We start from the raw sequence: 13,388 nt of genomic DNA, 5'->3' as shown, positions 1-13,388 counted from the left end.
GAAGTTTCTATGAACCGCAAACATCTAGCTAACGCAATTCGTGCTCTAAGCATGGACGGCGTACAACAAGCAAACTCTGGTCACCCAGGCGCACCTATGGGTATGGCTGACATCGCTGAAGTACTTTGGCGTTCTCACCTGAACCATAACCCATCAAACCCAGAGTGGGCTGACCGCGACCGTTTTATCCTGTCTAACGGCCACGGATCAATGCTGATCTACTCTCTGCTTCACCTAGCAGGTTACGAGCTTTCAATTGAAGATCTTAAGAACTTCCGTCAACTGCACTCTAAGACTCCAGGTCACCCAGAGTACGGCTACGCACCAGGTATCGAGACGACTACAGGTCCTCTAGGTCAAGGCATCACCAACGCTGTTGGTATGGCGATGGCTGAGAAAGCACTTGCGGCACAGTTCAACAAAGAAGGCCACGACATCGTAGACCACTACACTTATGCATTCATGGGTGATGGCTGTCTGATGGAAGGTATATCTCACGAAGCATGCTCTCTAGCGGGTACGCTAGGTCTTGGTAAGCTGGTTGCTTTCTGGGATGACAACGGTATCTCTATTGATGGCGAAGTTGAAGGTTGGTTCTCTGACGATACTCCTAAGCGTTTCGAAGCTTACGGCTGGCACGTAATTCCAGCAGTTGATGGTCACGATGCTGACGCTATCAACGCGGCTATTGAAGCAGCTAAAGCGGACCCTCGTCCAACTCTAATCTGTACTAAAACAGTGATTGGCTTTGGTTCTCCAAATAAAGCAGGTACGCACGACTGTCACGGTGCACCATTAGGCGCTGACGAAATCGCAGCAACTCGTAAGCAACTAGGTTGGGAGCACGGTCCTTTTGAAATTCCGTCGGAAGTTTACTCAGAGTGGGATGCGAAAGAAGCAGGCGCAGCTAAGGAAGCAGCGTGGAACGAGAAACTTGCAGCTTATGAAGCAGCATACCCTGAGCTGGCAGCTGAATTCAAACGCCGCGTAAACGGTGATCTTCCTGCTGAATGGGAAGAGAAAGCATCGGCAATCATCGCTGATCTTCAAGCTAATCCAGCAAACATCGCATCACGTAAAGCATCTCAAAATGCTCTAGAAGCATTCGGTGCTATGCTACCTGAATTCATGGGCGGCTCTGCTGACCTTGCGCCTTCAAACCTGACTATGTGGTCTGGTTCTAAGTCTCTTGAAGCAAATGACTTCTCTGGTAACTACATCCACTACGGTGTACGTGAATTCGGTATGACGGCTATCATGAACGGTATCGCTCTGCACGGTGGTTTCGTACCATACGGCGCAACGTTCCTAATGTTCATGGAATACGCGCGTAACGCTATGCGTATGGCTGCTCTGATGAAAACTCAGAACATCCAAGTTTACACGCACGACTCTATCGGCCTAGGCGAAGATGGTCCAACTCACCAACCAGTTGAGCAGATCGCGTCTCTACGTCTAACTCCAAACATGAGCACATGGCGCCCATGTGACCAAGTTGAGTCTGCTGTTGCTTGGAAACTGGCAATCGAGCGTAAAGATGGCCCTTCTGCACTTATCTTCTCTCGTCAAAACCTTGCACAACAAGATCGTGACGCTGAGCAAGTAGCAAACATCGCTAAGGGTGGTTACATCCTGAAAGATTGTGCTGGTAAGCCAGATCTAATCATTATCGCAACGGGTTCTGAAGTTGAGCTAGCGGTTAGCGCTGCTGCTGAACTAACAGCTGAAGGTAAAGCGGTACGCGTAGTATCTATGCCTGCAACTGACGCGTTTGATAAGCAAGACGCTGAATACCGTGAGTCTGTACTTCCATCTGACGTTACAGCACGTATCGCTGTAGAAGCTGGCATCGCTGACTTCTGGTTCAAGTACGTTGGTTTCGGTGGCAAGATCATCGGTATGACAACGTTCGGCGAATCTGCACCAGCAGGCGAACTATTCAAGATGTTTGGTTTCACTACTGAAAACGTAGTAAACACAGCGAAAGAGATTCTTGCTTAGTCTTGATTAAATTGCCTCGCCCTTAAATGGGTTGATGCATAATTAGTTCTACAATACCAGACGTATAAAATGAAACTAAAAGGCCTGACTTCGATAGTCAGGCCTTGATTACCGCTTAACAGAAATGTCCAACGTTACAGGATCATTTCGCATAGCTGGCTTTTTGTTTACCAGAACCTTAATTCTCTACTTATCACTCCACACAGCCATTTCATTACCACTTGGCTCTCTAAAATGGAAGCGTCGCCCGCCGGGAAAGCTGAATATCTCACGGTTTATCTCGCCACTAGCATCAGTCACATCACGCTTGGTTTGCTCAAGATCTTCGCTATAAAAAACCATCAACGCCGCACCACCTTCAGCATTGGACGCTAGATCCGCTAAATAAAACCCACCCATTAAGCCTTTACCTTCAAAAGCAGAATACTCGGGACCATAGTCTTCAAAGATCCAACCAAACACTTGGCTGAAAAATGCCTTCGTGGCAGCGATGTCTTTCGCAGCAAATTCAATGTAGTTAATAGAGCCGTGTTCCATAGCGGATTCCTTCTGCTTTATACGTTTGCCTTGTGATATTAAGGCAGGGCTTGAAGATCTAATCTTAGACAATTACGCCAAGTGACATCACTTTTTACGAACGACAGGGTAATCAGAGCCATGCAGTTCTTGCACAAAGCCAGAACCATCGCCACTGTGCGTGATCCATACTTTTTCTTTTGCTCGCGTCATTGCCACGTAAAACAAACGACGCTCTTCCGCATAAGGGAACACATCCGAAGATTCAGTCAACGCGCCATCAATGTGCAATTGTTTCTTCTTCGCGGGGAACTGTCCTTCATCAACGCAAAGAATAATCACGAAATCCGCTTCTTTACCCTTACTCGCGTGACAAGTCATGAAGCTGATATCAATTGAGGTATAGATTTTTTTCCAGTCTTCCAACAGCTCTGGTTTGTGGTAATGATTTCGCCCAAGCAACATCACTGATTTATTGGCTTTACCTTTTGCTTGCCTGTTTATCTGATCGAGGATCTTCTCAACTTCTTTGCTTGGCGCACTATAAACCGACTTCTGTTTCTGTTGCTTGAAGCTGTTGAGCTCTTTTGGTAATTGAATCGGGTTTTCCTGCACAAAGCGATTGGCAACCGAACCTAACTGATTGTTAAATCGATAAGTCGTATCTAGGTGATGAATTGTCGAGCTCTCAAAACGATCTTTAAAGCCCGTCGTTAGATCAACATCTGCACCCGCGAACTGGTAAATTGACTGCCAGTCATCACCTACGGCAAAAATAGAAGCTTGGTGCTGCGCTTTCGATTGATTGCACAAGGCTTCAACCAAGGCTAAACGGTCTGGTGAGATATCTTGATATTCATCGATCATGATGAACTTCCAAGGCGAAATGAATTTCCCCTTCTCGACATACTGTGTCGCTCGGCTAATCATGATTGAGAAGTCGATATGATTCTGTTCTTTCAATTCCTTTTGCCAAGCGGTTACGCATGGCCAACACAGTGAAAGCTCGCTGTTGAGGCGCGTATAGTCACGGTGATCAATCAGTTGTTGCTGTACTTCTTTTTTCGTTAAACCCGATGCATTCAACTGTTCAAGTTGCTTTTCAAGCCAACCAATCAATTTAAGATTTGAAACATGACTACCTAGCTCATCATCACCGGTTAAATAAGCAATTGGCCATTTAGACAAGTGCTTTTGCCAACGTTTAAAGTTGGTCGGCGTCATCCAGTGCTTCTTCAACCAATCAATGCACCATGCTTGGCGTTGGTTGTCATCGAGCGCGAGCGGAGAAATAACCACGCGTTCGGGTTCAACTTGATTCAGTATCTTTAGACCCAACTGGTGGAAAGTACTGACTTGCACCTTCTCGGCTGATATACCAATTTTGCTGTTAAGGCGCTGCTTCATCTCTTCCGCGGCTTCACGACCAAAGGCGAGCAGTAACAACTCTTCAGCTTGAGCTTGGTGGCTTTGCAATAAATACGCGACGCGAGCGGTGAGAACACTGGTTTTACCTGAACCTGCGCCCGCTAAAATAAGGTTGTGATCATCATTCATCAAGACCGCATATTGTTGCGATAAGTTCAGGGGTGACGACTCACATTGAGCAAACAATACTTCCCAATTTTGTCTTTCTGTCTCTAACCACTGTTGATTCCTCTCGGCTTGCTTAATTTCCGTTTCAGACAACCATGGCTGCATTCGAGCGATGCGGTTTGGCATGCGCTGTGCCGCTTCCTCTAGAGTCATCGTCATATTTTCCAGACCTGCGTTGACCATCTCGACCCAAGTCTTCACTTTAGAATGCGGTAGGAAAGCAGGAAGTTGCTCAAGACGTGTCAATTCAGCTTCCCATTGAGGAACGTGCTCTGCCAGCTGTTCACATTGTCTGTCATGCCACTTCTGATAAGCAGCAACCGATGCGCGCGCAAATTGACGACATTGTTCCCATGGAAGGCCTTGGACTAACCAGCTTCGCTGTTTGCCATCTTGTTGATTAGCAAAAAACTGCAACGATCCCCAAAACAATCCGCGCTTTATCGCGATCTTGCCACTCCAAATAGTGAAAGGGATACGTTCTTCACTGCCTACTGAAGATAACAGCAGGCGTGGACCATCAAGCTCAACTTGATGATATTCATTTTGAATAAAAAACTGTGCAGTCTTATTAGCGCTTAGCTGCATTGGAGCGTGCTCTTTAATAGGGAATATTGAATTTATATCATGATGCAGTGAGAATTAATAATGTCTCACTGCTTATCGACGCTTTCATGACCACCTAGGGGCAATTATGGATAAGTATCAAATTCTTGTGCTTGATTTCTGTTAGGATTATGGTTTTAGTGTGTCAAGTGAGCGACTGTGGACTTCTCAGCAAAACTACGCCTTTATTGGGCGAATAAAACCATAAATTACAGCGTATTAATTCTCATCACTCTGCTCGGTGTTGTAGTACCTGCTTGGTATTATGGTCAAAACACACTGATCACACCATTAATTTTAGGGGTTATTGCTGCGGCTCTTGCTGAAAGTGATGATAGCTTTACCGGACGTTTGAAAGCACTCACGCTAACCTTTATCTGTTTTGCCGTTGCAGCCTTCTCTATTGAGATTCTCTTCGACACGCCTTGGCTGTTCGCGATAGGGCTTTTCGTTTCAACCTTCTCTTTTATTATACTTGGGGCAATTGGCCCTAAATATGCCAGTATCGCATTTGGATCATTACTTGTGGCTATCTACGCCATGCTTGGGGCTCACGAGAGCACTAACCTTTGGTTTCAACCTCTATTACTGTTAACGGGCGCAGCTTGGTACTACTTCATGTCGATGATTTGGCAGATCGTATGGCCAATGCAACCAGTGCAGCAAAACCTAGCAACAGTATTCGATCAAATCGGCAATTACATCGGCTCTAAAGCAGAGCTCTTCTATCCAGTTTCAGATTTGATTCCCCAACCACATCGCATTATTGAAGCCAAACTCAATGCTAGCACTGTTAACGCGCTCAACATGTGCAAAGCGACGCTACTCAACCGCTCTAAGCGCGGGCACATTGACGGACCGAGTGACCGATTCCTTAATACTTACTTCATCGCACAGGATATTCATGAACGCGTAAGCTCCAGCCACTACCGTTATCAAGAACTGGCAAAACACTTTGAGCGATCAGACGTTTTATTTCGATTTAAGTATCTGCTCGAAGCCCAAGCTAAAGCTTGTAAAGAAGTGGCAAGCTCACTGAAGGTTGGCGCTGAATACCAACATGGCGAAAAATCTGTTCTGGCACTGGATGAACTGATGTCTTCACTTAATCATCTGCATCAACAGAACAACCCAGAATGGAAATCACTGCTCAACCAGTTGGATTACTTATTTAATAACCTAGCTACCGTCGAAAAACAGCTATCAAATATAAGTAACCCAGATGCAGAAAAACTAGAAGAAGGCGTACTGGACGATACCAACCCTCATACTTTGACGGCGATGTGGCATAAGATCAAAGCCAACTTGAACACCGACTCGATGCTATTTCGTCATGCAATTCGTATGGCGATCACTTTGACGATCGGTTACGGAATTATCCAAGGTTTTGAGATTGAAAGAGGTTATTGGATTTTGCTAACAACACTGTTTGTGTGCCAACCAAACTACAGTGCAACGCGACAAAAGCTGACGGCTCGTGTCATTGGCACCGTCGCAGGCTTGTTGATTGGAGTACCGTTGTTGACCTTTTTCCCATCTCAAGAGAGTCAGCTGGTATTCATTGTGGTCAGTGGCGTGATGTTCTTCGCTTTCCGTATCAATAACTACGGCTTCGCGACCGCCTTTATCACACTGCTTGTGCTCTTTTGCTTCAATCAATTAGGGGAAGGCTACGCAGTTGTATTGCCAAGACTAGCAGATACCTTCATTGGCAGCGCGCTTGCTGTTTTAGCGGTTAGCTATATTTTACCGGACTGGCAATCAAAACGACTTCACAAGGTGATGGCAGATGCGCTTGATTCCAATAAAGATTATCTCGCTCAGATCATTGGCCAATACCGTGTAGGCAAAAAAGACAGCCTTAGCTATCGTATTGCACGCCGCAGTGCACATAACAATGATGCAAATCTGACTGCCGCTGTTAGTAGCATGCTGGTTGAGCCGGGTAAGTACCGTACGTCTGAAGATGAGAGCTTCCGATTCCTAACACTTAACCATGCACTACTCAGCTATATCTCTGCTCTGGGTGCTCATAGAACACGTATCGATGACGAAGCAACACATAAACTGGTACTGGACGCACACAGAGTAATACACGAGCATCTCGACGCTCTCAACGACCAGCTGTTTTGTCATCAAGAACAATGCGAAGTAAAAAACGCTTACGATCCTGAACTTGATAAGCGTTTAAGTGAATGGAGAGAAGAGGATGAGAGCTCTGTTAGAATGGTTCTACAACAGCTACATTTGATTTATCGAATGCTTCCAGAACTGCATACCTTAGCCACAAAATTTGCAGTTAAAGTTAAGATTGAAAAGCCGCTTGAAAAAGAAGTTTCAAGATGAAAAACAAAACAACAGTAAAAACAAAAAGATAACGAAACTGCTCATTTTTTGAACACTCCGTGTGTTTATACATTGCTCTACCAAAAGGCTCATCTAGGTAGAGCAACCACTTGCCTACCCTTTATCTACAAGGGCCGTTCAAATCTTACACGCATGTAAACTTGCTGACTTTGATTGACTCATCCATAACTTTGCCTAACATTCCTCGGACAAAAAACAATCAAAGGGATCTATAGTTGTCTTAGTTTTAGGAAACTTCAAACTTCATTTAATATTCACTTAATCTTGTTTGATTTATTGAATCAGTAAGCTATGCTCTATTGAGCATATGGATTTGAACTAAGGTCTCATTATGAATACACAGCAATTTGAAGCATTTAAGCAGAAAATACAGCTCCTTAACCCGCAGCAATTGAAAGCACTTCAAGGTGAAATAGACGAAAACCTTGAAACAGATCAACCTTCTCTTTTGACAGATGAAGAGTTAAACGTACTGAATGAGTTGTTCAATTAATAGACTAATGTCACTATTTTAGCTTAAATCCACCTGATCTTAGTAATTTGTAGCCGTTCTCCATTGCACTCAAAATATCGTCCGCCTAGACTCATTTCATACGTCAATAAAAGGTTCTGCTATGTCGATATCTGGTATTCAATCTGGTTACGCCATCATTCAGCAGTCAACCAACATGGCTGAAGAAGCCGCTATCGAGCTTAACCAAAACTCCAAACACTCTCCAAAAACCAACGACACTTTCCAAACTAGCGATTTGAGCTTCAATCAAATAGAACCTGAACAACCCATTTCGTTTAAAGAGAAAGAGCCTGAACCAGCTTCTTCCTCTACTGAAGCGTTATTAAAGCTGACACAGAGCGCAAATTACAACCGTGTTGGTGCGAGTGTGGTTGATCGTCAAAACGAAGCCATTGGTAGCCTTCTCGATATCCATATCTGATTCGAGCTACTATTTATCGATTTGATGGTTACCCTCTTTTTGACTAACAAATGGCTCTAAATCCATACAAACTGTAACTCATTATATCAGGCACTTGTTTCTGGTTTATTACTCGGTAGAATCAGCGCAAATCAATTTTGCTGCACAAACTTTACTTCATACTATTTATGCCAAAACTAAATCTGCATCGCCGTGACTATGTTTCTATTTTAGGAGGCGACATCTCCGCAGACGAATTAGAAAAGAAGCTCCAGCCTCATTTTGATAAGCCAGTGAATAAACTGACTCCAAGCCCTTACCTGACTGAAAAAAACCTTACACGTCGCTGGGCGGCTCTCGATAATGCAGACTCGCAGCAAGAACTGCTCGACCCTCATACTCAAAGCCAGATTCAGGCTTATGAGAAAAACATAGAGCACTTTATTGGCACGGTAAAAGTCCCTGTTGGTATATCTGGCCCTTTAAGAGTCAATGGCCTGTTTGCTAATGGCGACTACCTAGTCCCACTTGCAACCACTGAAGCGGCGCTTGTCGCGTCGTATAACCGTGGTTCAAAGCTGATCACAGCTTGTGGTGGTGCAAGTGCAATGTTGCTCAATGAAGGCGTAACACGCACTCCTGGTTTCGCATTCCAAGGATTAGTTGAAGCAGGACAGTTTGTGGCATGGGCAGTGACCCAGTATGACCAATTTAAAACCTTAGCTGAATCAACAACGTCGCACGGCAAACTTACCGACATCAATATCAACATCGAAGGTAACCATGTTTACTTGGTGTTTGAATTTCTAACCGGAGACGCTTCTGGTCAGAATATGGTAACTATCGCGACCAACGCTGTATTTGAGTACATCATAGAAAATACGCCGGTTAAGCCCGATCATGCTTTCCTTGATGGCAACTTATCAGGCGATAAGAAAGCCAATACACAAACCTTGCGCAGCGTTCGTGGTAAAAAAGTCACAGCCGAGGTCAATATCTCTGCTGAACTTGTCGCTAAGTACCTCCACACCACACCAGAGAAGATGGTGCAGTTCGGACAAATGACCACAGTCGGTGGTGCTCTAAGCGGTACGATTGGTATCAATGCTCATTATGCCAATGCACTTGCTGCACTCTACATTGCTTGCGGTCAAGACGCGGCGTGTGTTGCTGAGTCTGCGATTGGTATGACTCGTATGGAGCTCAACAAAGAAGGTGGTTTGTACGCGAGTGTAACGCTGCCTAACTTGATGTTAGGAACAGTCGGTGGCGGTACTGGCCTACCAAGCCAAAAAGCGTGTCTCGATTTACTAGGGCTACACGGCAACGGTAAATCACAAGCCTTAGCTGAGGTTTGTGCGGCTTTATGTTTGGCGGGTGAGCTATCGATTGTAGGCGCATTCTGTGCGGGTCACTTTTCGCGCGCTCATCACAAGTTAGCGCGCTAGTTTCTGTTATAAAACCTTAAACCGACCGTTGTCACGCATTGAGTGAGTTGTGTATGGATTACTTACATTTATCGCGAGTGAGCCTTAAACACCTCACTGCGCTTCATATTATGCTGAACACCCACAGCGTCACTCAAACGTCAGAGCAACTCTTTGTCAGCCCTTCGAGTGTGAGTAAGACATTGTCTCAGCTGCGTGACATCCTTAATGACGAACTTTTCTATCGAGACGGCACCAAGCTGATCCCGACTCCCTTTGCCCTGAAAATAGCGCCCACTGTTCACGCGATTCTTTCCAGCATGAACGGGTTACTTCACCAAAAGAGTTTTACTCCTCAGGAGTATCAAGGCAGCTTTTCACTTTCGATGCGTGAAAGTACCTTCGAAGTGTTTGCCTCGAAGATCAGCAAAATCACCACGGAACTTGCACCAAGCGCCAAACTTAATATCTATTCGAAACAAGAACTTGGATTCGATGCTTTGCTCAGTGGTAAGGTCAACTTGATCCTGTTGCCACACGATATCTCTCAACCCCCAACGGATAATAAAGAGCTGGTGTGGGAAACGATTCTTCCTGATGAAATGGTTTGTTTGATGGGTGCACACCACCCTCTCGCTCAGCAAGAACTAACGGTTGAAGGCTATTTAGATTACAAACACATTGGAATCTTAGATAACGAACTGTCTAAGCCTTACTTTGAGCAAAACTTAGTGCAATGTCATAAGCCTAGAGATATGGCGATATCGGTAGCGGACTTTGGCGCGGCTGCGGTGCTATGTCACCACACACCTTTCTTGTTCACTTGCTCAAAACAATGGGCTGAGCATGCCAAACAAGCACAAGGCTTGGTAAGTAAACCGCTTCCTTTTAATTACGGAAAAGTAGCGTATAGTTTGGTATGGAACAAGCCAAACATGAATGATCAGGCGATCAAATGGTTGTGTGACTTGTTTTTAGAAGCCTAGACCTTTGTTAGAAGCAGATTGAACTAACTAGACTGGTTTTATAAAGACTGAAATTTGATAAGAGACTAAGTATATACCTCAGGGGTTTGCATTGCTCTTTGAACAATTGAGTAGAGCTTATCGTGAAAGCTCTGCATTTGTTGTTCGGTGCATTTAGGCCACTCTAAAGCTTCGCCAATTACCCCATGATGTTGGAACGCATTTAACCGAATTCGAACATCACTTGGCAAACCCTTCAAGTAATACCCGACCTGCTCTACCTCGATATCTAGGTCACTTTTATTAGGAATATGCAGTAACCGAACTTCATGTAATTTGCCTTTATCAGCTAAGTAGTTAATGGTTTCAAACACTCGATGGTTCCCTCTACCCACTAACCATTGATACGTTTCAGATTGCCATGATTTTAGGTCGATCATCGCACCATCAAGGTAAGGTAATACCTTATCCCAACCTTGCTGTGTCAACGAGCCATTACTATCAATAAAACACGTTAAGTGTGCCAATTGCGGATCGCTTTTGATCGCCTGAAATAGCTCGACGATAAACGGCAATTGCATGGTCGCCTCGCCACCCGAAACGGTAATACCGCTCAGGAAGAATTGATTGTGCCTAACCAGTTCAAGCACATCTGATACCGTCATCGTGGTGATTTTGGGGCTAGACTTATGATCACAGATATCGACGCACTGATCGCAGTTGGTACACGCTAACGGATCCCACTTCACTTTGCCTTCAATAAGACTCAGAGCACTGCTCGGGCAGCCACTCACGCAGTCTCCACAATGGTTACAGTGGTTGATGGTGTGTGGATTATGACAAGTGATGCAATAGAAATTACACCCCTGTAGGAACAGCACCAAGCGATTTCCTGGTCCATCAACACAAGAAAAGGTCAGCACACGGCTGACCTTCGCTTGTTTTTCTGTCTTATTATTTTTAACCCTAGCCATTTGAGTTGTTAGATCAGAAATTTTCATAATTCACATTGTTCGTATTCGAGAAACACATAACATGCGTACGTTAAAGCTATTCGTATGTCGGCGACATCTCTAAGCTCGCTACGCGTGGTTTACGCTCTAGTATGCCCGTATTTTTTGCAGCTTCAGCACCAAGGAAAGTGGTATTGGTGCGTGAACCTTGCTCGTCATATTTGGCAATGTCAGACAGCTTAATCATATAACCTGTCACACGAACCAAATCGTTCGATGCTACGTTAGCGGTGAACTCACGGTAACCCGCTTGAATCGCCCCTTTACACAGGTTGAACATCGCTTCTGGGTTGGACTTCACCGTTTCGTCAATCGTTAGAATGTCGCTGATGCCCGACGTGTAGAACTTGTGGTGACCAGCCGTCGCACGTACGTAAGACACTGGATCCGGTTCTGTTCCATAAGGGATGCGTACACCCGGCGTCACATCTTCATCGAGGCTGATACCACCTTGAGCGTGTAACAGAGCCTTACCTTCCAGCCCATATTTCACTTCCGAGTTTTCAACAATCTCAGCCAGCTTTTCAGAAATACGATGGCCTAACTGATTTGCTTGTTCATCGTGACCATAGCGCCCTGCTTTGCCTTCTTTTTCCATTAAGATGTTAACCGCCTCAGCCATGCCATAAATACCAAACATTGGCGCAAAGCGATCTTCTTCAATTAAGCCTTCTTTGGTTAAGAAGCCTTCGAAGAAGTTAGACTCTTCATGTAAGAAGCGACTACGTGCATTCATCAATTCGATCATGATGCTGCTGTAGTTAGGTAGTACTTGCTGTAAGAAGTCTACGCTGTCTTCAGATTTCAGAGCCACTTGCTTGAGGTTCATACGTACTAGCGTGTTTGAACCACCCGCCAGAGGCAAAGAGTTGTAGCAACTCACGATGCCAAAACGCTTATCTCCGTACGCAGCGGCGTGTGCAGGATAATTGGCAATGTGCGGCTTGCTGCATTCACAGATATTGCTCGCAGCATGACGAAGCAGGTCATCAGATGTGACTGCAGGGTCGTACATAAAGGTTAAGTTAGGTGCGATCTGCTTGAGTTCAGCATCCACACGTAAAATAGTGCGACATACAATGTTGTCACTAGGGCCAATATTAACGTGCATGAAGGCATCTGGCAGCGTGCGATCCAGCATGATCCAGAACAGCTTCAGCTTTTGGTATACCTGCTCATCCGTCAAACCGCCAACAAAAGGCATCAACACATCGTCCAACTGGCCTAAGTAAACCGGAATTGAAGTCACTGATGGAACGTGATGATAAAGGATGGTGAGCATGTTCAATGCTTCGTCGAAATTAGTAGCCGCGCTAAGCTCTAAATACTTGGAGCCTTGATGTAAGTATTTAGAATAATCAGGAAGCACATAGCGCGGCTTAAATGGGGCGTGACCTTCAAACATGTCACACAGCACACCTTGTTGTAAGGCTTGCTCTACTTCATTGCTTACCGGCATATACGGCAGACTGGCTTCAGCTTCTAAGGCAAGATAGCTCGACTTCTGTTTTGGGGACAGGTTGGCATCTGAAATGATATTGCTAAAGCGTTGTTGTTGTTCTGAAAATGTTGAAGAAGTAGATGACGCAGATTGGTGGCTCATGATTAAACCCTTAATATTCTTATGGGCTTATTTTATGTCTCACACTTACATTTCCACTAATGAAATGTATGCAAGCCTACATTTCCAAAATGGAAAACACCATTTGTAACTTAGTAATTTATGAATAGATAGCTTGTAAATTTTGTGAATAGACAGTTTTTAAATTGGCCATTTGCCAATTAACGATGGTTGTTTATCGATGATTGTCGTTGGGGAAGGGAAAGAATGAGCAGAAGAGATTAGGCCGCTTAATTGAACCGTTTAGTTTAAAACGCAAGTGCGTATAAATAGAAAACCCACATAACGGATCCAAAGATCGTTGATGTGGGTTTAGTCAATTAAGCGTGAGTGCGGTTATCTGGAGTTATCTATACGTCAAC

10 protein-coding genes are annotated in these 13,388 nt (G+C 44.7%); 6 read left to right on the top strand and 4 right to left on the bottom strand.

Annotation, left to right across the window (positions count from 1 at the left end; translation table 11 throughout):
• Nucleotides 1-9 precede the first annotated feature (9 nt).
• Nucleotides 10-2,001: a transketolase gene (tkt, locus tag OCV30_RS19490; protein WP_065679925.1), complete on the top strand. Its 1,992-nt coding sequence runs from the start codon at nt 10-12 to the stop codon at nt 1,999-2,001.
• 186 nt (nt 2,002-2,187) lie between these two features.
• On the opposite strand, the gene OCV30_RS19485 is transcribed toward tkt, so the two are convergent.
• Nucleotides 2,188-2,538 carry a VOC family protein gene (locus OCV30_RS19485; protein WP_065679924.1) on the bottom strand — a complete coding sequence of 117 codons (351 nt, stop codon included), beginning with the start codon at nt 2,536-2,538 and terminating at the stop codon, nt 2,188-2,190.
• 87 nt (nt 2,539-2,625) lie between these two features.
• Nucleotides 2,626-4,701, bottom strand: a complete 2,076-nt coding sequence (gene helD / locus OCV30_RS19480) for a DNA helicase IV (protein WP_065679923.1) — start codon at nt 4,699-4,701, stop codon at nt 2,626-2,628.
• Nucleotides 4,702-4,878: 177 nt separating this feature from the next.
• On the opposite strand from helD, the gene yccS reads away from it, so the two are divergent.
• From yccS to OCV30_RS19455, 5 genes are all read left to right on the top strand, one after another.
• Nucleotides 4,879-7,065 carry a YccS family putative transporter gene (yccS, locus tag OCV30_RS19475; protein ID WP_009845575.1) on the top strand — a complete coding sequence of 729 codons (2,187 nt, stop codon included), beginning with the start codon at nt 4,879-4,881 and terminating at the stop codon, nt 7,063-7,065.
• A gap of 352 nt (nt 7,066-7,417) precedes the next feature.
• Nucleotides 7,418-7,579 carry a hypothetical protein gene (locus OCV30_RS19470; RefSeq protein WP_009845576.1) on the top strand — a complete coding sequence of 54 codons (162 nt, stop codon included), beginning with the start codon at nt 7,418-7,420 and terminating at the stop codon, nt 7,577-7,579.
• 121 nt (nt 7,580-7,700) lie between these two features.
• A complete protein-coding gene (locus OCV30_RS19465) occupies nt 7,701-8,021 on the top strand; it encodes a hypothetical protein (RefSeq protein ID WP_009845577.1) in 321 nt (106 codons plus the stop codon).
• Nucleotides 8,022-8,188: 167 nt separating this feature from the next.
• Nucleotides 8,189-9,448: a hydroxymethylglutaryl-CoA reductase gene (locus OCV30_RS19460; RefSeq protein ID WP_065679922.1), complete on the top strand. Its 1,260-nt coding sequence runs from the start codon at nt 8,189-8,191 to the stop codon at nt 9,446-9,448.
• Nucleotides 9,449-9,501: 53 nt separating this feature from the next.
• A complete protein-coding gene (locus tag OCV30_RS19455; protein WP_065679921.1) occupies nt 9,502-10,413 on the top strand; it encodes a LysR family transcriptional regulator in 912 nt (303 codons plus the stop codon).
• A gap of 65 nt (nt 10,414-10,478) precedes the next feature.
• Here the strand turns inward: OCV30_RS19455 and OCV30_RS19450 are convergent, their stop codons facing one another.
• On the bottom strand, nt 10,479-11,393 hold the full coding sequence (locus OCV30_RS19450) for a YjjW family glycine radical enzyme activase (protein WP_065679920.1): 915 nt from the start codon (nt 11,391-11,393) through the stop codon (nt 10,479-10,481).
• 49 nt (nt 11,394-11,442) lie between these two features.
• Nucleotides 11,443-13,008: a YjjI family glycine radical enzyme gene (locus tag OCV30_RS19445; RefSeq protein WP_065679919.1), complete on the bottom strand. Its 1,566-nt coding sequence runs from the start codon at nt 13,006-13,008 to the stop codon at nt 11,443-11,445.
• Nucleotides 13,009-13,388 lie beyond the last annotated feature (380 nt).

The organism is Vibrio atlanticus (genome assembly GCF_024347315.1).
Taxonomy (GTDB): Bacteria; Pseudomonadota; Gammaproteobacteria; order Enterobacterales; family Vibrionaceae; genus Vibrio; species Vibrio atlanticus.
The sequence above is the reverse complement of the archived record's forward strand: the minus strand, read 5'-3'. Positions and strand labels throughout refer to the sequence as shown.